Origin of the sequence: Microbacterium sp. SORGH_AS_0505, assembly GCF_030818715.1 — a bacterium.
Classification (GTDB): Bacteria; Actinomycetota; Actinomycetes; order Actinomycetales; family Microbacteriaceae; genus Microbacterium.
Map to the genome: position 1 here is coordinate 1,421,406 of NZ_JAUTAT010000001.1, position 23,302 is coordinate 1,444,707.

A 23,302-nucleotide genomic window follows, 5' to 3' on the forward strand; every position below is an offset into this window, starting at 1 on the left:
ATCCTTCTGGTCCTCATGTGATCACCGATCTCCTCATTGAGTGCACGCTCGGTCGTCGAGGTGCAGGTGGTCCCGGCGGTGCGTGCCGGGGGTTCGGTCCCCAGTGTCGGAATTGTTGTCGCCGGCGTCAAACGTTTTCGAAAATGTTTTCCATGGCGCTACGCTTCGAAGCATGCGAAGCCGCGCCACAATCCACGACGTCGCCGCCGCGGCGGGCGTCTCGGTGGCGACCGTGTCGAAAGCCGTGAACGGCCGATACGGCGTCGCGCCGGCGACGGTGCAGCGCGTGCTCACCGCCGTCGAGGAACTCGGCTACGAGTCGAGCCTCGTCGCGAGCAGCATGCGGGCGCGTCAGACCGGTGTCGTCGGCGTCCTCGTCGCCGATTTCGAGCCCTTCTCCGCCGAGGTCCTCAAAGGGGTGGGCGCGGCTCTGCGAGACTCGCGCCTCGACCTGCTCGCCTACAGCGGGTCGCGAGCGGTCTCGAGCGACGGGTGGGAGCGGCGTTCGCTCAGCCGGCTCAGCGGCACCCTCGTCGACGGGGTCATCATGGTGACGCCCACCGTCGTGAACGTCACGGCTGAGGTTCCCGTGGTCGCGATCGATCCGCACACGGGACCGGCGGATCTCCCCACCGTCGAGTCCGACAGCTTCGCCGGCGCCCGGCACGCGGTCGCCTACCTCGTCTCGCTCGGGCACCGGCGCATCGGCTTCGTCGCGGGGCGTCCCGATCTGCGGTCGTCGATGCTGCGCGAGGGCGGCTACCGGCGGGCGCTCGAGGACGCCCGCATCCCGTTCGATCCGGGACTCGTCGGTGTCGGACGCTACGTCGAGGACATCTCACGCGAGGCGGCGACGCGGTTGCTGCGACGCCCCGATCGACCCACCGCCGTGTTCGCCGCCAACGACGTCTCGGCGCTCACGGTGATCCGCGTCGCGCACGAGCACGGACTGTCGGTGCCCGACGATCTTTCGGTCGTGGGTTTCGACGACGTTCCGGATGCCTCGCAGGCGGTGCCCGCGCTGACGACCGTCCGTCAGCCCATGCAGCGCCTCGGCGCCGAAGCGGTCACGATGCTGCTGGAGCTCATGGGCGGGGGTGCGCCCGCCGCCACCCACCTGCGACTGCCCACGGCGCTCGTGCCCCGGGCGACGACCGCGCCGCCTCCGCCCGATTGAGGAATCTCTCCCAGCACGCTCTGGGTGGTTCCCGATACGGTCGGCTCATGTCCACTCCGCTCGAAGAGCAGCAGATCACGGTCTCCGCCTCCTCCCTCCGCAGCATGCGCGACGAGTTCCAGCGTTTCCTCATGGAGTACCGGTTCGGGCTGCAGGAGATCGAGACGAAGATCTCGATCCTCCGCGAGGAGTTCCACGAGATGCACGACTACAACCCGATCGAGCACGTCTCGAGCCGCGTGAAGTCGCCCGACAGTCTCGTCGAGAAGATCCAGCGCCGCGGCATCGATCCCGATTTCGATTCCGTTCGAGCGCGCATCACCGACATCGCCGGCATCCGCATCACCTGCAGTTTCGTGAACGACGTGTACCGCCTGTTCGACCTGCTGAGCGCGCAGGACGACATCACCGTGCGCGAGGTCGAGGACTACATCGCGACCCCCAAGGGCAACGGCTACAAGAGTCTGCACGCAATCCTCGAGGTGCCGGTCTACCTCTCGACCGGGCGCGTGGACGTGCCGGTCGAGGTGCAGTTCCGCACGATCGCGATGGACTTCTGGGCGAGCCTGGAGCACAAGATCTACTACAAGTACGAGCGTCAGGTCCCCGACAATCTGCTCCGACAGCTGAAGGACGCCGCCGACGCCGCCGCCGAGCTCGACGCCCGGATGACCCGCCTGCACCAGCAGATCCGCGGCGCCGGAGCGGTGTCGCCGACGCACCTCGTCTGACGGTGGCATCCGTCACCGGCCTGCTGCAGGCGGCACGCGAGCGCCTGGCCGGCTCGCCGCGCGAGCGGCTGGGGGAATGGGCGGCGAACCGTCGCATCCTGGGCATCGGGCGGGCGCCCCGGATCGTGCCCGTGACAGAGGCGTGGCATGTCGGGGCGCTGCTGCTCGGCGACGGGCGTGTGTTCGCGACCGGGGAGGTGCTCCGCGCGCGGCACGACGCGATCCGCGGGTACACCGCCGAGGCGCAGCGGGCGCGGTCGGAACGGGCTGCCGCGGCCGCCCGGGGCGGGTTCGCCGAGGGCGAGGTGCTGCACCTCGGCTGGACCGAGATGGATGCCGACGCCGTCGACCGCGGCGAGAGCTCGGGCATCCTCTCGCTCGTGAACGGCGTGCCGCACATCGCGTGGAGCCACACCGGCCCGCCGCGACCCCTCGCGGACTACCTCGACGACATGCTGTCCCTGCGCTGACCTGTCAAGGGCCCGGGACCGGAAACACCCCGTGGATAGTGTGGCCTTCCACCTATCTCAGGAGTACGCATGCAGGTATGGCCCGGTTCCGCTTACCCCCTGGGAGCGACCTTCGACGGCAATGGGACGAACTTCGCCCTGTTCAGCGAGTGCGCTGAGAAAGTCGAGCTCTGCCTGTTCGACGAGAACGGCGAGGAGACCCGCGTCGAGCTCATCGACGTCGACGCGTTCGTCTGGCACGCCTACCTGCCGTCGGTGCAGCCGGGGCAGCGCTACGGCTACCGCGTGCACGGTCCGTACGACCCCGAGAACGGTCAGCGGTTCAACCCGAACAAGCTGCTCCTCGACCCCTATGCGAAGGCGGTCGACGGCCAGATCGAGTGGGACCAGTCCGTCTTCAGCTACACCTTCGGCGATCCCGACTCGACGAACGACGACGACTCGGCCGCCGCCATGATGAAGGGCGTCGTCGTGAACCCGTACTTCGACTGGCAGGGCGACCGCCAGCCGAAGACGCCCTACGCCGAGAGCGTCATCTACGAGGCCCACGTCAAGGGCCTCACGATGACCCACCCCGACATCCCCGAGGACATCCGCGGCACCTACAGCGCCATCGCGCACCCCGTCGTCATCGAGCACCTGAAGAAGATCGGCGTCACGGCGCTCGAGCTCATGCCCGTGCATCAGTTCGTGAACGACTCGACGCTCCAGGAGAAGGACCTCTCCAACTACTGGGGCTACAACACGATCGCCTTCTTCGCGCCGCAGAACACGTACTCCGCCGCCGGCGGCGTGGGTCAGCAGGTGCAGGAGTTCAAGGCGATGGTCCGCGCTCTCCACGCCGCGGGCATCGAGGTCATCCTCGACGTCGTCTACAACCACACCGCCGAGGGCAACCACATGGGCCCGACGCTCTCGATGCGCGGCATCGACAACCTCGCGTACTACCGGCTCGAGGACGACGACAAGCGGTACTACACGGACTACACCGGCACCGGCAACAGCCTGAACGTCGGCAACCCGCACACGCTGCAGCTGATCATGGACTCGCTCCGGTACTGGGTGCTCGAGATGCACGTCGACGGCTTCCGCTTCGACCTGGCCTCGACCCTCGCCCGCGAGTTCTACGACGTCGACCGGCTGTCGGCGTTCTTCGAGCTCGTGCAGCAGGATCCGATCGTCAGCCAGGTGAAGTTGATCGCCGAGCCGTGGGACATCGGCCCCGGTGGGTACCAGGTCGGCAACTTCCCGCCCCAGTGGACCGAGTGGAACGGCAAGTACCGCGACACCGTCCGCGACTTCTGGCGCGGCGAGCCGTCGACACTCGGCGAGTTCGCGCTGCGCCTCACGGGCTCGGCGGACCTGTACGAGCAGGACGGGCGGTGGCCGGTGGCATCCATCAACTTCGTCACCGCGCACGACGGGTTCACCCTGCGCGACCTCGTCTCATACAACGAGAAGCACAACGAGGCCAACGGCGAGGACAACAACGACGGCGAATCGCACAACCGCTCGTACAACCACGGCGTCGAGGGCCCTACAGACGACCCCGACGTCCTGCGGGTGCGGGCGCGGCAGCAGCGCAACTTCCTCGCGACGATGCTGCTCAGCCAGGGCGTGCCGATGATCTCGCACGGCGACGAGCTCGGCCGTACGCAGAACGGCAATAACAACGGGTACGCGCAGGACAACGAGCTGACCTGGATCGACTGGACCTCGATCGACCAGCCGCTCATCGAGTTCACCTCGGTGCTGGCGCGGCTGCGTCGCGACCACCCCACGTTCCGTCGCCGCCGCTTCTTCGACGGGCGTCCCGTGCGCCGCGAAGAGGGGGCACCGCTCCCCGACATCGCGTGGATCCGTCCCGACGGCTCGGAGATGCAGCCCGAGGACTGGGACTCCGGCTTCGGCCGCGCGGTCGGCGTGTTCCTCAACGGCGACGGCATCCGCGAGCGCGACCGTCGTGGTGAGGAGATCCACGACCGGCACTTCTTCGTCTTCTTCAACGCGGGCGACGAGACGGTCGAGTTCACGGTGCCGACGGCGTCGGCGAGCCCTAAGTGGGAAATCATCGTCGACACGGCAGGCGGGGCAGCGGATGCTCCGATCGTCGACCCGGGCGGCACCGTGTCCGTCGGCGGTCGCGCGCTCGTCGTCCTCCGCGACCACGAGGGGGAGACCATCGAACCCGACCCGTCGGTGGCGGCATCGCTTGCGGCCCTCACGGGAACGATCGACATCATCCCGGCTCAGGCGCCCCAGACCGAGCTTCCCCACTGATGACCGGTCCCGAGAAGACACCGCGTTCGACCTACCGGCTGCAAATCCGGGCCGGATTCGACCTGGATGCCGCGGCAGAGCTCACCGACTACCTGAGGGACCTCGGCGTGGACTGGGCCTACCTGTCGCCGATCCTGGCGGCGACGAGCGGGTCGGACCACGGTTACGACGTCGTCGATCCGACGGTCGTCGACCCGGAGCGCGGCGGCCCTGAGGGGCTGTCGCGGTTCGCCGCCGCGGCCCGCGCGGCGGGGCTCGGCATCCTCATCGACATCGTGCCGAACCATCAGGGCGTGTCGGATCCGCGACAGAACCCGTGGTGGTGGGACGTCCTGCTCCGGGGACAGGCCTCGCCGCACGCCGCGGCGTTCGACGTGAACTGGGCGCTCGGCGGACGGTTGCGGCTGCCCGTGCTCGGGTCGGAGCTCGATGCCGCCCTCGAGGCGGGCGAGATCACGATCGACGCCGAGGCGGGCGTCGTCCGGTACTTCGATCACGAGTTCCCGCTCGCGGACGGGACGGGCGAGGGCGACGTCCGCAACGTCCTCGCGGCGCAGCACTACGAGCTGCTGTTCTGGCGTCGCGGCGACGCGGAGCTCAACTACCGTCGCTTCTTCGCCGTGACGACGCTCGCGGGCGTCCGCGTCGAGGACCCGGCCGTGTTCGACGCGAGCCACGTCGAGATCGTCCGGTGGATCGACGAGGGCCTCGCCGACGGGCTGCGCGTCGACCACCCGGACGGCCTGGCCGATCCGGGCGGCTACCTCGACCTGTTGGCGGATGCCACGGGTGGCGCGTACGTACTGGTGGAGAAGATCCTCGAGCACGGCGAGGAGCTGCCGTCGTGGTGGGCGACCGAGGGCACGACCGGCTACGACGCGATGGCGGTCCTCGACCGTGTGCTCGTCGATCCGGCCGGCGAGCAGGGGCTCACCGCGCTCGACACACAGCTGCGCGGCGGTCCGGCGGCCGACTACGCCGACATGATGCACGAGGCGAAGCTCGCGTGGGCGACCGAGGGTCTGCACGCCGAGGTGCTGCGGCTCGCGGCTCTCGTGCCCGCCGATGAGCGGAACGGTGCGTCCGACGAGCAGTGGCTCGACGCGCTCGCCGAGCTGCTCGCGGCGTTCCCGGTGTACCGCGCCTACCTTCCCGCAGGAGTCGAGGAGGTCGACGAGGCGGTCGCGCTGGCGTCGTCGCGTCGTCCCGAGCTGGCTGAGGTCTTTGCGACGATCGCCGCGCGGCTGGTCGCGGGCCCCGACAGCGAGTTCACCCGACGGTTCATGCAGTCGACCGGTCCCGTCATGGCGAAGGGCGTCGAGGACACGACGTTCTACCGCTGGACCCGGCTCGGCACGCTCACCGAGGTGGGCGGCGACCCGACGGAGTTCGCGGTCGACGTCGACGGGTTCCATGCGGCATCCGCTCATCGTCAGGCCTCATGGCCGGCGGCGATGACGTCGCTGTCGACGCACGACACGAAGCGCAGCGAGGACGTCCGGACGCGCCTGTCGGTGCTGGCCGAGATGCCGGAGCGGTGGACCGAGGTCCTCGGCGAGCTCCGCGCGGTCGCCTCGACCGGTGACGGCCCGTTCGACAACCTGCTCTGGCAGGCGATCGTCGGCGCGTGGCCCGCATCGCGCGAGCGTCTGCACGCGTACGCCGAGAAGGCGTCGCGTGAGGCGGGGAACAGCACGACGTGGTCGGACCCCGATGAGGCGTTCGAGGAGAAGATGCACGACCTCGTCGATGCCGCTTTCGGCGACGCGCGGGCGATCGTCGAGGGCTTCGTCGATGAGATCACGCCGCTCGGCCGGTCGAACTCGCTGTCGCTGAAGCTGCTGCAGCTCGCAGGCCCGGGCGTCCCGGACGTCTACCAGGGCACCGAGCTGTGGGACCACTCGCTCGTCGACCCCGACAACCGCCGCGAGGTCGACTTCGCGGAACGCCGCCGCCTGCTCGCACGTCTCGACGAGGGATGGATGCCGCCGGTCGACGCGTCGGGCGCGGCGAAGCTGCTCGTCGTCTCGCGCGCCCTGCGCCTGAAGCGCGACCACCCGGAGCTGTTCACGCGGTACACGCCGATGACGGTCACAGGGGAGGCCGCGGACCACGCGGTCGCCTTCGACCGCGGCGGTGCGGTCGCGGTGGCGACGCGGCTGCCGGCCGGGCTCGCCGCCCACGGCCGCTGGGGTGACACCGAGGTGCTGACGCACGCGGGCCCCACGGTCGACGTGCTCACCGGGCGTCGATTCGACGGCGGTCGCCTGCGGCTCGCCGACCTGCTGGACACCTATCCCGTCGCGCTCCTCGCGCCGGCGGATGTCATCGAGGGGAACGCATCGTGATCGAGGTCTGGGCTCCGCGTGTCGAACGGGTGCGGCTACGTCGTCCGGGTGCGGACGACGTCGCGCTGACGGCCGCCGGAGACGGCTGGTGGCGCGCCGACGTCGAGCTGGCGGACGGCGACGAGTACGGTTTCGTGCTGGGTGACGGGGATGACCTCCGTCCCGACCCGCGGTCGCGGCGGCAGCCGCGAGGGGTGCACGAGGCGTCGGCGTGGTTCGACCCGGCATCCTTCGCATGGTCGGATGAGGCGTGGACCGGGCGACAGCTGGCCGGCGGGCTGATCTACGAGCTGCACCTCGGGACGTTCACCCCCGAGGGGACGCTGGATGCCGCGATCGCCCGGTTCGACCACCTCATCGACATCGGCGTGACGCACATCGAGCTGCTTCCGGTGAACGCCTTCAACGGCACGCACAACTGGGGCTACGACGGTGTGCTCTGGTACGCGGTGCAGGAGACGTACGGCGGTCCGGCGGCGTATCAGCGCTTCGTGGATGCCGCGCACGCGGCGGGCCTCGCCGTGATCCAGGACGTGGTCTACAACCACCTCGGACCGAGTGGCAACTACCTGCCCGAGTACGGTCCGTACCTGCGCGACGGGTCGCGGAACACGTGGGGCGACAGCCTCAACCTCGACGAGGCGGCCGTGCGGTCGTTCATCGTCGAGAACGCGCTGATGTGGATGCGGGACTTCCACGTCGACGGCCTGCGGCTGGATGCCGTGCACGCGCTGCACGAGTCGGGGAAGCAGCCGGTGCACATCCTGCAGGAGATCGCGGAGCGGACCGACGCGCTGAGCGCTCACGTCGGTCGGCCGCTGACGCTGATCGCCGAGAGCGACCTGAACGACCCGGTGATGTTCCTGCCGCGCGAGGCGGGCGGGTACGGCCTGACGGCGCAGTGGTCCGACGACTGGCATCACGCGGTGCACGTCGCACTGACCGGTGAGGCTGTCGGCTACTACGAGGACTTCGCCGACCCCGAGGCGCTGCCGAAGGTGTGGACGGAGGGCTTCTTCCACAACGGCACGTACTCGTCGTTCCGCGAGCGGGATCACGGCAAGCCCGTTCCCGACGAGGCGGCATCCTGGCGTCTCGTGACCTACGCGCAGGATCACGATCAGATCGGCAACCGAGCCGCGGGAGACCGGCTGACGGCGACGCTGTCGACCGACCGTCTGGCGGTCGCGGCGGTGTTGACGCTGACCGCGCCGGGGACGCCGATGCTGTTCATGGGTGAGGAGTGGGGCGCGTCGACGCCGTGGCAATTCTTCACCTCGCACCCCGAGCCGGAACTCGCCGAGGCGACGGCGAAGGGCCGGATCGCGGAGTTCGTGAAGATGGGCTGGGACGAGAGCGTCGTGCCGCACCCCAACGACGCCGCGACGTTCGAGCGGTCGAAGCTCGACTGGTCGGAGGTGTCGCAGGGTGATCACGCGCGGTTGCTGGATCTGTATCGCCGGCTGGCGGAGCTGCGTCGCTCGCGGCCCGAGCTGACGCATCCCGGTCCCGGTGGGCGGGATGCCGAGGTGCAGACCACCCCGACGGGTCCGCGGTACGTGCTGCACCGCGGCGCGGCGCGGGTGCTCGTGAACCTGTCGTCCGAGCCGTGGGAGGTGGCCGGCGGCGACATCTGGATCGCGTCCGTCGAGCCGACGTCGGCGGGTGACCGGGTGGTCGTGGCGCCGGAGTCCGCGGTGGTCGTCGGGGCGTAAGCGCGTTCCCCTGGACGCGCCTCCCCTGTCGCGACGCGCCGTGCGCGGACGCAATCCGCGACGGGGGGATTGGATGCCGCGGGCTCGTTCGCGTGTGGGGCGGCTGGCTGTGGCTCAGGACGGTGCCGGGTCAGGACGGTGCCGGGTCAGGCGGTATCGGGTCAGAAGGGTGCCGTGTCATGAGCGTGCCGAGTCGCGGTGGCGTTGGGTCACAGTGGTGCCGCGCCAGAGAGGTGCCGAATAACGGCAGCCCTGGGTCACAGCTGTGCCGGTTCAGAAGGGTGCGGGGTCTCCGGGTGGTGTTGCGGCAAGGGTGAAGGCGACGGCCGGGGTGGGTGCGTCTTCTCTGTAGGCCCTGCCGAGGGGTGAGGTCCATTCCAGGACACCACCCGACAGTTGTCGCACCCGCCAGGCAGTGAATTGCTTCATCGAATGATGCCGTTGGCACAGGTGAGCGAGGTTCGACAGTTCGGTCCGACCGCCGAGCGCGTGATCATGCGTGTGATCGACTTCGCACCGGATCGCGGCGACGCGGCATCCGGGGAACCTGCAGTGTTGGTCGCGGGCTTGCAGGAACCGTCGCATCCCGGAGGGCACGCGGTACGAGTCGGTTGCGACGGTGACCCCTGTGGTGGGGTCGTGGAACAGTCGCTCCCAGATGTGCGTCGATCCGGCCAGCGCCCGCGCGGTCGCGGGGTCGATGGGGGAGCGACCGGCGAGATCGCACGGACCGTGGTCGGCGCCGGTGAGTGTCGCCGCGGGCACGAGGACCTGAATTCGGGCGCGGATCGCGCCGAGCGGCCCGGCGGTCGTGTCCCGCGTGTCATCAAGCGCGGGTGTGCCCGCGAGGAGGAGATCGGCGAACACGTCGGCGCGGACCTGATCGGTCGAGCGGGCGTCGCTCGCGACGGCTTCCGAGCTCACGCTGCGTTCCGCCCGGGTGTCGATGATCGCCCGCGCCTGCTGGGTGAGGCGATCGTGGATCCCCTCGGCGATCACCGTCGGGAGGGTTGCGATGAGATCCGACATCCCCTCCCGCCCGGGCACTAACCGGACGCATCTTCCTGCGGCGGCCTCTTCGTGTCGTTCGGCGAAGCTCCGCGGGTTCATCCGGTGTGCGAGTATCTCCAACTCGCCCCGTACTCGGTTCGGAGTGTCACGTTCGCACCGTTCGATCGCGACGGCTTCGAAATCCGCCCACATCTCGGCGGGCAAACTCACCCCGGCATCCACGATCGCGGTCACATGCCCGCGCACAATCCGCCCGGTTTCCCACGCAGCGACCGCTGCGGGGAACCCTTCGATCGTCACCCGCGCTTCCCCGATGCGGCGTTGCACCGTCCGATCGGTCATCCGCATCGCCCCGGCGACTTCTGCTGCGATCGACCGCAGCGCCATGTCGTGCAGGAGGACATTCGCGTCCGCGCTCTGCGCCTCCGCCAATCGGCCGGCCGCAGCAAGCGTGCGAAGCTGCGCGATCTGCACAGCGGCCATCCGCCGCTCGACATCTTCGACGTCCGCAACCACACCCGCGATGGCGGCGAGATATGACTCGCCACCCGCGGTTTCCGCCGCATCCGTCATACCTGCACTCTTGCACCAACCTCCGACATTCAGACCCGGAAATTCGCTGAATCAACGCCCACTGGTCGGGCTCGATGTGAGAAACCTCTCATCTGCACAAAGCGCCCGAAGCCTGAAGGCCTGAAGGCCCGAAGACCTGAAGGCCCGAAGACCTGAAGGCCCGAAGACTCGAAGCCCGAAGACCCGAAGCCCGGAGCCCACCCCATCCCTTCAAGCCCCCGCTCGAGGCCTGTCAAGAGGTCGCTGCCTCACGCTCCGGGAACGTACCGTGACGTCATGATGAGCTCCACCCCATCCCGTTCGTCGGACCTCACCCGCCAGATCGTCGTGATCTCGGCGGTGACGTTCATGCTGATCGCCGCGCTGTTCGGAGCCGGTGTCCTCGGCGGGACTCCCGTGCAGGACCTGCAGGGCGGCGCTCTCTCCGCCACCTCGACGGTGCTCGCTCCCGCGGCCCAGGCGTTCTCGATCTGGAGCGTCATCTACCTCTTCATGATCGCGTACACGATCTGGCAGGCGCTCCCCTCGCAGCGCGCCAGCGATCGTCAGCGCAAGGTCGGCTACCCGATCGCCCTCACCGCCGTCCTCAACGGGCTGTGGCTGCTGGCCGCTCAGTACACGACGCTCCTCGTCACCGTCGTGACGATCGTCGCGCTGCTCGTCGCCCTCGGCTGGACCATCCGCATCCTCGTCCTCAACCCGCCGCGAACGTTCGCCGAGACGTTCTTCACCGACGTCACCGTCGGCCTCCACCTCGGATGGGTCACCCTCGCCACCGTCGCGAACACGACGGCCTGGCTCACCGCAGAGGTCGCCCCGAGGTCGTGGGGCGACGCCGCCACCGGGTGGGGCATCGCCGTCATCATCGCGGTGGTCCTGATCGCCGCCGCGAGCGCCATCCGCACCGGCGGGCGCCTCGCCCCGGCCCTCGCCTCGGCGTGGGGGCTCCTGTGGATCGGCATCGGCCGCTTCGCTACCGAGCCCGAGTCCACCCCGATCGCCATCACGGCGTGGATCGCGGCAGCGATCGTCGTCGTCGTCCCGCTCGTCCTCTGGGCACGCGGCCGTCGCGGCGAACTGGCTCTCGCGCGCAGCTGAGCGGTCAGAAGATCTCGGCGAATCGTCGCAGCAGCCGCTGCGGTTCGTCGAGGTCTGCAGCCAGCACCCGCGCAGCGACGGTGTCGTACGCGTCGGCGTCGAAGTAGCCGTGGTTGCGGTAGATCGTCATCCGCTCCGTGAAGGCGATACCGGTCGGCTCGGGGTGGAACTGCGTCGCATAGAGGCGCTCACGGAACCGGTAGGCCTGCACGGGGCAGTCGTCGTTCGTCGCCAGGAGCACCGCTCCCTCGGGCAGGCGTTCGATGGCTTCCTTGTGAGCCGTCAAGGCCGTGAACTCGGTGGTCAGCCCGCCGAACAGCGGGTCCTCCCGACCCGCATCGGTGAGACGGATGCCGGTGGGCCCCGTCCCCTCCGGGTACTCCCGCGTCACCTCGCCGCCGAGGGCACGTGAGGCGACACCGATGCCGAAGCACGTGAACAGCGCGGTGGTCCGCCCCGCTGCCGCAGCCTGCGCGACGGCTCTGAGTCCTGTCTCGATCCGCACCTGCTCCGCAGGCTTGGAGCCATCGGCATCCGTCGTGTTGAACGGGCTGCCGCCGACCACGAAGCCGCGCCAGCGTTCGAACGCGTCGGCGGGTAGGGCGTCGTCGACGAGGTTCCACCGCTCGAGGCCGCTCTCGCCGACCCCCATCGCTTCGTGGAACGACGCGTACTCGCCGTCCGCGGCATCCACCTGCGGGCGAACGCACAGGTAGACGAGCGGAGCCATTCGACAAGTCTAAATGCCCGGTCCGAGGCCGAACGCCGTGCGTCAGCGCGACGAGTTCGACGTGCGACCGCGCACGATCCCCACGAACGTGTCGACCAGCTCGCTCGCACCCTGGGCGCGCCAGGCGAGCGCGACGGCGGAGGCCGGCGCATCCGCGAGTGGACGGAACGCCACGTCCTTGCGGTGATGCAGTCGCGCGAGCGACATGGGGACGAGCACGATCCCGACGCCTGCGGCGACGGTCTCGATCGCGTCGCCGGTGGTCGCCGGCGCCGCGAACCGTGGTGCGTCGGTCCCTGAGACCTCGAACGACAGCACGTCGTCGAGAGGCACGATCCGCACCTCGCCGCGGAGGTCGTCGGCAGTCAACTCGTCCGCAGCGGTCAGGTGGGAGTCCGCGGCGCACACCACGACCGTCGTCTCCTCGTACAGGGGGATGACGTTCAGGCCGTCGCGTTCGATCGGCAGCCGGACGATCGCGGCGTCCACGTCGTCATCGGTCAAGGCTGTCCGTTGGTCCACCACCGAGAGGGTTACGAGCTCGAGCGGATTCTGCGGCATCCGCGTCTTCCAGATGTCGATCCACTTGCCCGGCGTCGCCCCCGGGATCGCGCCGAGGCGGAAGGGGCCGGACGGCGGCGCGGGCGTCGGCGGCGCGGGTGCGGGCTTCCGCTTCTGCGGCGGCTTCGAACCCCCGGAACGCGCTTTCGCCGGCGACGGACGACCGCCCCCGCGCTGGGGTCCGCCTCGTGTCGCCATGCCTGTCAGCGTAGCCGCGCGCCGCGGGATGCCCCGGGATGCCGCGGCTCAACAGGCACCCCATCGTCCGGTACCGCGGGCTCGGGCGGCGGCCTCGCTCTCGGCGAAGCGATCGGCGTATCGGGTGTTGGGCGGGATGCGGAGCGTCTCGGCATGCCCCTCGGCGACGAGGAGATCGTTGACGAACGCGCCGCCCTCGGTCCACAGGTAGCGCAGTTCACGCTCGAACCGGTCGAGGTCCTCCCGGTCCGCGAGCATCCAGAGTCGGGCTCCCTCGGGAGCGAGCTCGCGTAGCCGGGCGGTCGCGGCATCCGCCCCGCATTCCGGCTCGGGGCGCACCTCAGGAGCGTCGATGCCGATCAGGCGGACCCGCGCTCCGTCCGCCGTCACGAGCGTGTCTCCGTCGACGACGCGCTCGACGGACACGGCGACGGCACCCGCCGGGATCCCGTCGCCGGGCTCCTCGCGCAGAGCGGATGCCGCCACCCAGATCCCCGCGAGCAGAAGCGCACCGACGAACCCCGCGACGACGGCACGGGTCGATCGGCTGGGCGTGGTCATCCGCCGAGGCTAACCCCGACCACAGACGAAGGCCCGACTCCCTGAGGGGAATCGGGCCTTCGTGAGTCTGCGAGGAGCGGGTCAGGCCGCCAGCCGCAGTCCGCGTCGGTCGGTGGCGACGCGTTCGCCGTCGGGAATGCTCTCGTCGTCGCCGATCAGCGACTCATTGGCGACGCGCGCTCCCGCGCCGACGAAGCAGCGGACGCCGATCTTCGCGCCGGCACCGATAGCCGCTCCAGGGCCGATGTGCGCGTGCGGGGCGATCTCTGCGTTCGGGCCGATGACGGCATCCGGTTCGATCCACACGCCGCGGCCGATTCGGGCTCCCGCCGCGATCTGCGCCCCGGGTTCGACGTAGGTGCCTGCTTCGACGATCGCGCTCGGGTGCACCTTGGCGCCGTTCGCGATCAAGCCACGCCCGTTGGCGTGCTTGCGGTAGCGCAGCGTCTCGCCTCGGTCGTTCTCGATGTCGATGTAGTTCTTGCCCACGGGAATCCTCCTTGGCGGATACAACGTCCCACAAGGCATTTCATTCCCGAACGGCGCCCGAAATCACGGGGTTGACCGCGGCTGGGTAACCTGATTCGGTGACAGCCCCCGCAGATCCGATCGACTCCGCCGCTCCCGAGACCGGACCGTCGCTCGTCTTCGATCAGAAGGCCGCGCCGCACAGCTGGCTGGATGACGTCGTCGGACTCGCGACGGGAACGTTCACCGTCTCGCTCGGCCTGTTCCTGCTGCACCTCAGCACGGCCGTCACCGGCGGCACGGCGGGCCTGTCGCTGCTGCTGAACTACGCCCTCGAATGGCCGTTCTGGGCGCTGTTCGCAGTGGTGAACCTTCCGTTCGGCGTCCTTGCCGTCTGGAAGCGCGGGTGGAACTTCGCGCTCCGCACCATGGTGTGCATCGGGGCGGTGTCGGGCTTCTCCGTCGTCATCGAGCATTTCTTCCTCGTCGAACGGATCGATCCGATCTTCGGCACCGTCGCCGGCAACCTCCTCGCCGGCATCGGTCTGCTCATCGTGTTCCGCCACGGCGCGAGCCTCGGCGGCATCAATGTCGTAGCCCTCGTCATCCAGGATGCGACCGGCATCCGCGTGGGGTGGACCATGATGGTCTTCGATGTCCTCGTCATCCTTCTCGCCCTCCTCGTCGTTCCGTGGCCGAACGTCCTCCTCAGCGCTGCCGGGGCCGTCGTGCTGAACCTCGTCCTCGCTCTGAACCACCGGCCGGGCCGGTACATCGGCCACTGATGATGGTCGACATCGGCGGTGTACGCCTCTCGGGACGCATGATCTGCGCCACGAAGGACGAAGCGGATGCCGTGCGTCGCCACCTCGACGCGCACATCGCTCGCACCCGCGCGGAACCGGGTTGTCTGCTCTTCGAAATAACGCCGCTCGGGGGCGGCCGCGCGTGGTCGGTGGAGGAGCTCTTCACCGATGCGCACGCGTTCCGGGAGCATCAGCGGCGCGCGGCCGAGAGCGAATGGGGTCGCGCGACGGCGGGCATCGAGCGCCGGTACCGCATCGAAGGTCTCCCGCCTGAGGAGTGACGCGTCAGCCGCTCACGGCTGGCAGACGGGGCACCAGAACACGACGCGCTCGCTCGTCGCGCGGGCACCGAGCTCCGACCCTTGGATGAGCGTGCCGCAGCGCCGGCACGGCTTACCGCCGCGCCCGTAGACCCAGGTCTGCTTGCCCGGGCGGTTGTCGCCGGTGAACGTGCGTCCCTGCCGGTCCCGGTTGGCGCGAATCATGCGCACGCCCGTCTCGATGAGCCCCGCAATGTCGACGTCCTTTGCGAGCGCGGTGGGGCGGATGCCGCGCACGAACAGCAGCTCGTTGGCGTATTCGTTGCCGAACCCGGCGACATTCCGCTGGTCGAGCAGCGCGACATGGATTGCGCGCTCGTCCGCCGCGACGTTGGCCACGGCCTTCGCCGCATCCCAGTCGGCGGCGAGCGGATCGGGTCCGAGGTGGCCGACGACGCGGTCCTCGTCGGCGGTGGGGAGGACCTCGACCATCGCGAGTTCGAAGCCGACGGCATCCGCGGGTCTCGTCCCGACGATCGCGCGGGCCTGGAACGCGGGGGCGCGCCACTTCTGACCCGGGCGGTAGACGTGCCAGCGGCCTTCCATCTTGAGGTGCGAGTGCAGGGTCTGCGCCCCGATGCGCATCAGGAGGTGCTTGCCGCGCGGCACGACTTCGCGCACGGTCTCGCCGCGCAGGTCGACCGTGGCGCTCCGCGGCACCCGCACCTCGAAACGCGTGACCTCGTGGCCCGCGAGCGCCTCGTGCAGCTTCCGCGCGGCGCGGAAGACGGTGTCACCCTCAGGCATGGGTCGCCTCCGGCTCAGGCACGCTGCGGCTCCCGTGCGCCGCGCCGCAGGGTGAGGCCCTTAGGCGATTCGACGAAGCCGGCGTCTCGGAGGGCGCGGCCGGCGGCGGTCGTGTAGACGAAGGCGCCGCTGACCTGCTCGATCGTGAGGGTGTCGAGTCCGCGGGCCCGCGAGGTCTCGACGAGGCTCCGCGCGGCGGCGACCAGGACGTCCTCGTCGTCGGTGAACGCGAGGGCGGTGCGCCCGCCCCGCTCGAGGTACAGCACGAGCGTGCCGTCGACGAGCACGACCAGTCCGCCGGCCTTGCGGCCCGGGCGGTGGTTCACGCCCTCGATCGACGGCCAGTTCAGCGCCGCGCCATAGGGGTTCGCGGGATCGGTGGCGGCGAGCGTCCGCGCGGTGAGCGGAGCGGGCTCGGGCACCGACGCGAACTCGCGGAGCCTGTCGACGGTCGCGGAGGTGGCGAACTGGGCGGCGCCGAGCTTCTCGACGAAGTAGCCGCGCCGGCAGTGCCCGGCATCCTCGAATCCCGCCAGGATCCGGTACACCTGCGCGAAGCCGCCGGGCACGCCCTCGGCCTGCACCGAACCGCGCGTCACGACGCCGTAGCGCTCGAGGAGCATGCCCGCCGTCGCGGTCGCCCGGAGGGTCGCGTCGTCGTCGGGAATAGGCAGGAGCGACCAGCGGCCGCCGACCATCGCGGGGCGCTGCGGTGCGGGCCGTGCGGCGGCCGCGATCGGCGTGCCGCGGAACATCCGGGTGCGGGGCGTCCGCCGCGTCACACGGTGCGCCTGCGATCCGCCGGCGAGGAGTCCCCGGACGGGGGCGAAGGTGTCGTTCGTGACGCGTCCCGACCAGGTCAGGTTCCAGAGCGCGTCGATGACGGATTGCTCGTTCGGCGCGTCGACCATGCCGGCCAGCTGTCCCGCGAAGTACGCGCCACCGGCTCCGAGCGCCTCGAGGATCGACTGCTCGAACGGCGTCGGCTCGTCCTCGGGCGTCGGGAGTGTGAGGGTGGCGACGTCTGCGGGGTGCAGTGCGATCCACCCGTCGCGCCCGGGCAGCGAGCCGTGTCCCGACCACAGCACCTCGCCCGTCGCGGTCAGCTCGTCGAGCAGAGCGGGGGAGTAGTTCCGCACCCGCGACGGCAGGATGAGCGACTCCCATGCGCTCGCGGGAAGCGGCACGCCGGCCAGTTGCTCGACGACGGCGAGCACCCCGTCGACGCCTTCGAGCGGACGCGTCAGGTGCTGCCAGACGGGCAGGAATCGTCCCAGCGCCTGCGGTTCGACGGGCTCGACGCTTCCGCGGATCGCGGCGAGCGAGCGCATCCGGATGCGGCGCAGCACCTCGCTGTCGCACCACTCGAGGTCGTCGGGGTGGGCGGAGTCCGCGGGCAGGAAGAACCCGCTCGCGAGCCGGCCCTGAGCTTCGAGCCGCTGCAGCGTCTGACGGGCGACGGCGCCGCCCACGCCGAGGCGCGTCGCGACGTCGGCGGTCCGAAACGGACCGTGTGTGCGGGCGTACCGGGCGACGAGGTCGGCGAGCGGATCGGCGACCGGTTCGAGGAAGGCGGTCGGGATGCCGACGGGCAACGCCGCCCCGAGCGCGTCGCGCAGACGACCCGCATCCTCGATCCCGGCGATGCGGGCCGCGCCGCCGAACGTGACGCGGATCGCGCGGCGGGTCTCGACGAGCTCGTCGAGGAGCGCGGCGGCATCCGTATCGGTCGCAGCGGGCGCCGGCGCGTCGGGGTCCGCCGCGGCGCCTTCGAGCCGCTCGGCGACCTCGGCGACAGACAGGGGCCCGAGCAGCCGCAGCAGGTCGGCGACGCCCTCGACACCGCGCACCCGCCTTGTGGGGTCGAGGCGCTGGAGCTCACGCTCGTACTGCTCGATGACGCCCGGGTCGAGCAGCTCGCGCATCTCGATCTTGCCGAGCAGTTCGCTCAGCAGGGCCGGGTCGACCGACAGCGCGGCCGCCCGCCGCTCCGCGAGGGGCGAGTCGCCCTCGTACATGAACGCGCCGACATATCCGAAGAGCAGGTCGCGCGCGTATGGCGAGGGCGAGCTGGTCGTCGTCTCGACGAGACGGATGCGGCGGTCGGCGATGCTCCGCGCGATGCGCAGGAGGGCAGGCAGGTCGTAGACGTCCTGCAGCACCTCGCGGAGCGTCTCGAGGATGATCGGGAAGGTCGGGTGTTCCTTCGCGACCTCGAGCAACTGCGCGGAACGCTGCCGCTGCTGCCACAGCGGCGACCGCTTGTTGGGGTTCAGTCGCGGCAGCAGCAGCGCGCGTGCGGCGCACTCGCGGAACCGCGAGGCGAACAGCGCAGACCCGCCGACCTCCGAAGTGACGAGCTGCTCGAGCTCGTCGGCGTCGAAGACGAACAGCTCGGCTCCCGGCGGCTCGGCATCCGTGTCCGGCACCCGCGCGATGATCCCGTCGTCACTCGCGACGGCGGCTCCTTCGACACCGAGGCGTTCCCGGATCCGCGCGTTGACGGCCAGCGCCCACGGTGCGTGTACGTGCATGCCGTACGGGGAATGCAGGATGACCCGCCAGTCGCCGACCTCGTCGCGCGAACGCTCCACGGTGAGCGTCTTGTCGGTCGGCAGGCTGCCGGTCGCTTCGCGCTGTTCGCCGATGTAGGCGAGCAGGTTGCCGATGGCGTTGTCGTCGAGGCCGGACTCGCGGAGTCGTTCGGTGGCCTTCTCGGGCTTCGACGTCGACAGCTCGCGCGAGAACTTGCCGAGCGCCTCGCCGAGCTCGGCGGGACGGCCGAGTCCGTCGCCGTGCCAGAACGGGAGCTTGCCCGGCTGCCCGTAGGCGGGGAGGACGTTGACGCGGTCGTGGGTGATCTCGACGATTCGCCAGCTGGTGGTGCCGAGGGTGAACACGTCGCCCACGCGGGACTCGTAGACCATCTCCTCGTCGAGCTCGCCGACGCGGGCGTTGCGGGCCTCGCCCGAGATGAAGACGCCGAACAGCCCCCGGTCGGGGATCGTGCCGCCGCTGGTGACCGCGATGCGCTGCGCGCCGGGCCGGCCGGTGATGGTCCCGGCATCCCGATCCCACACGACGCGCGGCCGCAGCTCGGCGAAGGCGTCGGAGGGATACCGCCCCGCGAGCAGGTCGAGGGTCGCCTCGTACGCCGAGCGGGGAAGCGAGCGGAACGGGGCCGAGCGCTTGACGGTCTCGAACCAGCCCTCGACGTCGAGCACGGCCACGGCGGAGGCGGCGATCGTGTGCTGGGCGAGGATGTCGAGCGGGTTCTGCGGCACCGAGATGGCCTCGATCTGCCCCGCGAGCATCCGCTCGGTCACGACGGCCGTGTGCAGGACGTCGCCCCGGTGCTTGGGGAACAGGGCCGCGCGGCTGACCTCGCCGACCTGGTGACCGGCGCGGCCGACGCGTTGCAGACCGGATGCCGCCGAGGGCGGCGCCTCGACCTGGATCACGAGGTCGACGGCGCCCATGTCGATGCCGAGCTCGAGGCTGCTCGTCGCGACGACGCAGCGCAGCGCCCCGGACTTCAGCTCGTCCTCGACCTGCGCACGCTGCTCCTTCGACACCGAGCCGTGGTGGGCCTTCGCGAGGATCGCCTCGACGCCCGCCGACGCTCCCGCCTGCGCCGCCCTGACCGCTCCTCCAGACGGCGCATTCGCGCCGCCCGGAGCCTCTGCTGCCGGGACCCTCATGGCGGCCGGCACCGTTTGATCCGGCACGTCGATGCCGACACGCTCGGCGTAGATCTCGTTCAGCCGTCCCGTCAGGCGCTCGGCGAGGCGCCGCGAGTTCGAGAAGACGATCGTGGACCGGTGGGCGAGGATGCGGTCGACGATCGCTTCTTCGACGTGCGGCCAGACCGATCCGGTCATCTCCGACGACTGCGGCGGCGTGTACCAGTTGCCGCCATCGCCACCGTCGTCGTCGGCATCGACCGCGACCGGATCCTCCTCTTCCGGCGCGCCAGGCGGCGGGGGCGGGTTGGTGAGGTCGTCGATCGGCACGACGACGGAGAGGTCGAATGCCTTCGTCGCCTTCGGCGCCACGATGTCGACGGGAGCTGCGCCGCCCAGGAAGCGGGCGACCTCGTCGATCGGACGCACCGTCGCCGACAGGCCGATGCGCTGCGCCGGGGTGTCGAGCAAGGCGTCGAGCCGCTCGAGGCTGACGGCGAGGTGCGCACCGCGCTTGGTCGCCGCGACGGCGTGGACCTCGTCGACGATGACGGTGTGGATGCCGCGGAGCGTCTCGGCCGCCTGCGAGGTCAGCATCAGATAGAGCGACTCGGGCGTCGTGATGAGGATGTCCGGCGGATCGGCGAGCAGGCGTCGCCGGTCGGCGGAGGGCGTGTCACCCGACCGGACCCCGACCGTCACATCTGGCGCCGGCATCCCGAGCCTGCGGGCGGACTGCCCGATGCCCACCAGCGGAGAGCGGAGGTTGCGCTCGACGTCGACGCCGAGGGCCTTGAGCGGCGAGACGTAGAGGACGCGCGTGCGCGGAGGCGCGGCATCCGCTCGCTTCTTCTTGCCGCGCGCGGGCTTCTCGCCCTCGGCGGCCGGCTTGTCGGCGACGCGGTCCCGGAAGATGCGGTCGAGTGCCCAGAGGAACGCCGAGAGTGTCTTGCCGGAACCGGTCGGGGCGACCACCAGCGCGTGCTTGCCGGCCGAGATCGCCTGCCACGCGCCGGCCTGCGCGGCCGTGGGCGCGTGGAAGGCGCTGCGGAACCAGTCCTGCGTCGCAGGGCTGAACCGCTCGAGGACGTCCGCCATGCTCCCATCATCGCGCGGACCACCGACATCGGGCCGGGGCTTGCGCCCCGGCCCGTCGGTCAGACCTTCGTCATCCGTCCGTCCCGGAGTTCGAGCGTGAGCCCCGCCCCGATCCGCGCGAGGAACGCATCGTCGTGGCTGACCACGAGCACCGCTCCCCGGTAGGCCGAGAGGGCCTCGACGAGCTGGTCGACCGTGTCGAGGTCGAGGTTGTTCGTCGGCTCGTCGAGCACCAGCAGGTGCGGCGGCGGGTCGGCCAGAAGCAGGCGGGCGAGCGCCACGCGGAACCGCTCACCGCCCGAGAGCGCCGCGACGGGCCGGTGCACCGTGTCGCCGCGGATGAGGAACCTCGCCAGCCGGTTCCGCAGCTCGACGTCGCCCACTCCGGGTGCGGCCGCCCGGATGTTGTCGAGCACCGACGCTGCCTCCGCCAGCCCGTCCACCCGCTGCGACAAGTACCCGATCCGGCCGGTGTGCGCCTCTGCCCGGGCATCCTCGCGCGCCCAGTGCAGGGCGGATGCCGCATCCGGCCCCGGCGTCGACCCTTCACCGTCGTCTGAACCTGCACTCGGCACGCGATCCGCTGCCCCCGCCGACGCGACGAGCCGCTCGAGCAGCGTCGTCTTGCCGGCGCCGTTGGGTCCGATCAGCGCCACCCGCTCCGGTCCCTGGATGATCCAGGAGCGCTCGCCGTCGCCGATCGTCGCGATTCGGCGGCCGGTGCCGACGTCCGGATCGGGCAGATCGATGCGGACCGTGTCGTCGTCTCGCACGCGCCGTCCGGCGGTGTCGACGGCGGCGCGCGCGGCATCCACCTTCTCGTTCGCCTCGACGCGGAGCCTGCCCGCCGTCACCTGCGCGGAGCGCTTCATGGCGCCCAACACGATCTTCGGCGCCGCCTTCCGTGCGGCGAGCTTCTTGCCGTGCGCATCGCGCGTGGCGATCGCCGATTCGACCTGCTGGCGGTCCCGCTTCTCGCGCCGTAGCACCTGCCGCGCCGCCGTCTCGGCCTGTGCAGCGGCGGCCTGCTCCGTCTCGAGCCAGGACCGCCACGCCGAGTACGGGCCGCCGAAGACCGACAGCTCGGAGCCGTACAGCTCCGCGGTGTCGTCGAGTTCTTCGAGCAGCGCCGTGTCGTGACTCACCACGATCAGCGTCCCGCGCCACGTCCGCACGAGCTCGTGCACACGGCGACGCGCGTCGCGGTCGAGGTTGTTCGTCGGCTCGTCGAGGAGGGCGATCTCGGCGCCGCGCAGGCGGACGCCGATGAGCGCCGCGAGCACCGCCTCACCGCCCGAGAGCTCGCCGACGCGGCGATCGAGAGCTCCGTCCGGCAGCCCGACCTCGGCGAGCGCCGCCGTCGCTCGAGCCTCGACGTCCCAGTCGTCGCCGACCGTGTCGAAGTGACGCTCGTCGACGTCGCCGCGCTCGATCGCGCGCACCGCGTCGAGGACGGACCCGATGCCGAGCACGTCTGCGATGCGCCGCGAGACGTCGAGCGTGAGCTGCTGGGGCAGCAGGTCGACCCGTCCCGCCGTCGTGATCGATCCGGATGCCGGTTCGAGAGTCCCGGCGATGAGCTTCAGCAGCGTGGACTTGCCGGACCCGTTCCGGCCGACGAGGCCGGTGCGACCGCCGCTGAAGGCTCCGGTGACGTCGCTCAGCGCGACGGTGCCGTCGGGCCAGGCGAAGGAGAGGCGGTCGAGGGTGACCGCGGAGGTAGGAGTGGTGGGCATGTGCGCCTCCCTGTTCGGGGTGCGCGGACGCCGGCGTCGACGAACCGGTCCGCAGCGCTCGGTGCGGCCGGGCAACACGGTGTGCTGCGGTCGAAGGGGGACGGTCCGCGCCGGTCGGTGAATCGATCACCGGGCGGACCGTCGCATCGTCCTCGAGGAGGGTCGACGGGTCAGCGCGGGATCACAGCGCGATCGCGTCGACAGCCTTCAACGGCTCTTCCTCACACTCGGGACAGGACGCCGACCATGGTAGCGACGATGCCGAGCGGATGCCAGGGCGTCAGCCGCGCAGACGCGTCAGCTGCTTCTCGAGGAACACGCGCACGTCGCCGAGCTGCTCGGCCGAGACGCTGTGCGCGAGGTTCGGATAGACGCGCCCACTCAGGTCGGTGTGGCTCGGCAGCCACTGCGCCGTGTGATCGACGAAGCGCGGCGGGATCACCTCGTCGCGCGCGCCGCGGCCCCAGAACACCGGCGGGCGCACCTCGGCCAGCTCGGCATCCCCGTCCGCAGGTTCGGGGAAGGCGTACCCGGCGAGGCTGACCGCGAACGCGGCGGCCTGCGGTCGCATCCGCAGCATCTGCAGGGCGATGACCCCGCCCTGCGAGAACCCGAGAAGGCCGACGGATGCCGCATCCCTCCGCACCTCGTCGACCCACTCCCAGACGGCGGAGGTCGACGCGATGACCTCGCCGTGGTTGCGACTCTCGACGCCGTCGATCGTGAACCAGGAGTATCCGGGCATCGGGAAGCGCGGCGCGAGGGGCGCGCGGACGGCGGCCACGACGAACTCGTCGGGCAGGTGCGGCACCAGGCTGAACAGGTCCGCTTCGTTCGACCCGTAGCCGTGGAGCAGCACCAGCAGCGGACGGTCGCCGCGTTCCTCGGCGGATGCGGACCACAGGACGGCGTCGGGATCGAGCGGGGAGGCGGCCACCATGCGTCCATCCTGCCCCAGCCCTCCGACTCGGGCGAGGGACGCGGGCGAGGG

Annotated in this window: 18 protein-coding genes; 9 read left to right on the forward strand and 9 right to left on the reverse strand. The window is 70.6% G+C overall.

Annotated features, from left to right (window positions below):
* Window positions 1–115: 115 nt before the first annotated feature.
* The 6 genes from QE428_RS07005 to treZ all read left to right on the forward strand — a co-directional run bounded on the left by QE428_RS07005 (window position 116) and on the right by treZ (window position 8,721).
* Entirely contained in the window at window positions 116–1,177 is a 1,062-nt protein-coding gene (locus QE428_RS07005) for a LacI family DNA-binding transcriptional regulator (RefSeq protein WP_373457703.1), read from the forward strand.
* Window positions 1,178–1,224: 47 nt separating this feature from the next.
* Complete coding sequence (locus tag QE428_RS07010) at window positions 1,225–1,908, forward strand: GTP pyrophosphokinase family protein (protein WP_307467417.1); 684 nt, start codon at window positions 1,225–1,227, stop codon at window positions 1,906–1,908.
* 2 nt (window positions 1,909–1,910) lie between these two features.
* Window positions 1,911–2,378, forward strand: a complete 468-nt coding sequence (locus tag QE428_RS07015) for a glutaminase (protein ID WP_231916524.1) — start codon at window positions 1,911–1,913, stop codon at window positions 2,376–2,378.
* Window positions 2,379–2,447: 69 nt separating this feature from the next.
* Complete coding sequence (glgX, locus tag QE428_RS07020) at window positions 2,448–4,658, forward strand: glycogen debranching protein GlgX (RefSeq protein ID WP_307467421.1); 2,211 nt, start codon at window positions 2,448–2,450, stop codon at window positions 4,656–4,658.
* Complete coding sequence (treY, locus tag QE428_RS07025) at window positions 4,658–7,006, forward strand: malto-oligosyltrehalose synthase (protein WP_307467424.1); 2,349 nt, start codon at window positions 4,658–4,660, stop codon at window positions 7,004–7,006. The genes glgX and treY overlap by 1 nt, the downstream gene beginning before the upstream one ends.
* Window positions 7,003–8,721 carry a malto-oligosyltrehalose trehalohydrolase gene (treZ, locus tag QE428_RS07030; protein ID WP_307467428.1) on the forward strand — a complete coding sequence of 573 codons (1,719 nt, stop codon included), beginning with the start codon at window positions 7,003–7,005 and terminating at the stop codon, window positions 8,719–8,721. The genes treY and treZ overlap by 4 nt, the downstream gene beginning before the upstream one ends.
* A gap of 273 nt (window positions 8,722–8,994) precedes the next feature.
* Here treZ and QE428_RS07035 read toward each other — a convergent pair whose 3' ends face one another.
* A complete protein-coding gene (locus QE428_RS07035) occupies window positions 8,995–10,305 on the reverse strand; it encodes an HNH endonuclease signature motif containing protein (RefSeq protein WP_307467430.1) in 1,311 nt (436 codons plus the stop codon).
* A 279-nt stretch (window positions 10,306–10,584) separates the two neighbouring features.
* On the opposite strand from QE428_RS07035, the gene QE428_RS07040 reads away from it, so the two are divergent.
* Window positions 10,585–11,403 carry a tryptophan-rich sensory protein gene (locus tag QE428_RS07040; RefSeq protein WP_307470678.1) on the forward strand — a complete coding sequence of 273 codons (819 nt, stop codon included), beginning with the start codon at window positions 10,585–10,587 and terminating at the stop codon, window positions 11,401–11,403.
* A 4-nt stretch (window positions 11,404–11,407) separates the two neighbouring features.
* On the opposite strand, the gene QE428_RS07045 is transcribed toward QE428_RS07040, so the two are convergent.
* The 4 genes from QE428_RS07045 to QE428_RS07060 all read right to left on the reverse strand — a co-directional run bounded on the left by QE428_RS07045 (window position 11,408) and on the right by QE428_RS07060 (window position 13,942).
* On the reverse strand, window positions 11,408–12,133 hold the full coding sequence (locus QE428_RS07045) for a GMP synthase (protein WP_091359199.1): 726 nt from the start codon (window positions 12,131–12,133) through the stop codon (window positions 11,408–11,410).
* Between the two features lie 42 nt (window positions 12,134–12,175).
* A complete protein-coding gene (locus QE428_RS07050) occupies window positions 12,176–12,892 on the reverse strand; it encodes a LysR family substrate-binding domain-containing protein (protein ID WP_307467438.1) in 717 nt (238 codons plus the stop codon).
* Between the two features lie 48 nt (window positions 12,893–12,940).
* Complete coding sequence (locus QE428_RS07055) at window positions 12,941–13,453, reverse strand: thermonuclease family protein (protein ID WP_307467441.1); 513 nt, start codon at window positions 13,451–13,453, stop codon at window positions 12,941–12,943.
* A gap of 81 nt (window positions 13,454–13,534) precedes the next feature.
* Window positions 13,535–13,942, reverse strand: a complete 408-nt coding sequence (locus QE428_RS07060) for a transferase (protein ID WP_091359210.1) — start codon at window positions 13,940–13,942, stop codon at window positions 13,535–13,537.
* A gap of 98 nt (window positions 13,943–14,040) precedes the next feature.
* Between QE428_RS07060 and QE428_RS07065 the strand changes: the two genes are divergently transcribed.
* Window positions 14,041–14,706, forward strand: coding sequence for a YitT family protein (locus tag QE428_RS07065; RefSeq protein WP_231916525.1), 666 nt, complete (start codon window positions 14,041–14,043; stop codon window positions 14,704–14,706).
* Entirely contained in the window at window positions 14,706–15,008 is a 303-nt protein-coding gene (locus QE428_RS07070; RefSeq protein ID WP_231916526.1) for a putative quinol monooxygenase, read from the forward strand. The genes QE428_RS07065 and QE428_RS07070 overlap by 1 nt, the downstream gene beginning before the upstream one ends.
* 12 nt (window positions 15,009–15,020) lie before the next feature.
* Here QE428_RS07070 and QE428_RS07075 read toward each other — a convergent pair whose 3' ends face one another.
* From QE428_RS07075 to QE428_RS07090, 4 genes are all read right to left on the reverse strand, one after another.
* Window positions 15,021–15,794: a DNA-formamidopyrimidine glycosylase family protein gene (locus tag QE428_RS07075; RefSeq protein WP_307467447.1), complete on the reverse strand. Its 774-nt coding sequence runs from the start codon at window positions 15,792–15,794 to the stop codon at window positions 15,021–15,023.
* A 14-nt stretch (window positions 15,795–15,808) separates the two neighbouring features.
* A complete protein-coding gene (locus QE428_RS07080; RefSeq protein WP_307467450.1) occupies window positions 15,809–20,575 on the reverse strand; it encodes an ATP-dependent helicase in 4,767 nt (1,588 codons plus the stop codon).
* 59 nt (window positions 20,576–20,634) lie between these two features.
* Window positions 20,635–22,311 carry an ABC-F family ATP-binding cassette domain-containing protein gene (locus QE428_RS07085; RefSeq protein WP_307467453.1) on the reverse strand — a complete coding sequence of 559 codons (1,677 nt, stop codon included), beginning with the start codon at window positions 22,309–22,311 and terminating at the stop codon, window positions 20,635–20,637.
* A gap of 280 nt (window positions 22,312–22,591) precedes the next feature.
* Window positions 22,592–23,251 carry an alpha/beta hydrolase gene (locus QE428_RS07090; RefSeq protein ID WP_307467456.1) on the reverse strand — a complete coding sequence of 220 codons (660 nt, stop codon included), beginning with the start codon at window positions 23,249–23,251 and terminating at the stop codon, window positions 22,592–22,594.
* Window positions 23,252–23,302: the final 51 nt, after the last annotated feature.

Bases quoted from the DNA above. Each gene is read 5' to 3' on its own strand.
- QE428_RS07010 (WP_307467417.1), top strand. From the start codon at position 1,225: ATGTCCACTCCGCTCGAAGAGCAGCAGATCACGGTCTCCGCCTCCTCC.
- glgX (WP_307467421.1), top strand. From the start codon at position 2,448: ATGCAGGTATGGCCCGGTTCCGCTTACCCCCTGGGAGCGACCTTCGAC.
- treY (WP_307467424.1), top strand. From the start codon at position 4,658: ATGACCGGTCCCGAGAAGACACCGCGTTCGACCTACCGGCTGCAAATC.
- QE428_RS07035 (WP_307467430.1), bottom strand. From the start codon at position 10,305: ATGACGGATGCGGCGGAAACCGCGGGTGGCGAGTCATATCTCGCCGCC.
- QE428_RS07040 (WP_307470678.1), top strand. From the start codon at position 10,585: ATGAGCTCCACCCCATCCCGTTCGTCGGACCTCACCCGCCAGATCGTC.
- QE428_RS07045 (WP_091359199.1), bottom strand. From the start codon at position 12,133: ATGGCTCCGCTCGTCTACCTGTGCGTTCGCCCGCAGGTGGATGCCGCG.
- QE428_RS07050 (WP_307467438.1), bottom strand. From the start codon at position 12,892: ATGGCGACACGAGGCGGACCCCAGCGCGGGGGCGGTCGTCCGTCGCCG.
- QE428_RS07055 (WP_307467441.1), bottom strand. From the start codon at position 13,453: ATGACCACGCCCAGCCGATCGACCCGTGCCGTCGTCGCGGGGTTCGTC.
- QE428_RS07070 (WP_231916526.1), top strand. From the start codon at position 14,706: ATGATGGTCGACATCGGCGGTGTACGCCTCTCGGGACGCATGATCTGC.
- QE428_RS07075 (WP_307467447.1), bottom strand. From the start codon at position 15,794: ATGCCTGAGGGTGACACCGTCTTCCGCGCCGCGCGGAAGCTGCACGAG.
- QE428_RS07080 (WP_307467450.1), bottom strand. From the start codon at position 20,575: ATGGCGGACGTCCTCGAGCGGTTCAGCCCTGCGACGCAGGACTGGTTC.
- QE428_RS07085 (WP_307467453.1), bottom strand. From the start codon at position 22,311: ATGCCCACCACTCCTACCTCCGCGGTCACCCTCGACCGCCTCTCCTTC.
- QE428_RS07090 (WP_307467456.1), bottom strand. From the start codon at position 23,251: ATGGTGGCCGCCTCCCCGCTCGATCCCGACGCCGTCCTGTGGTCCGCA.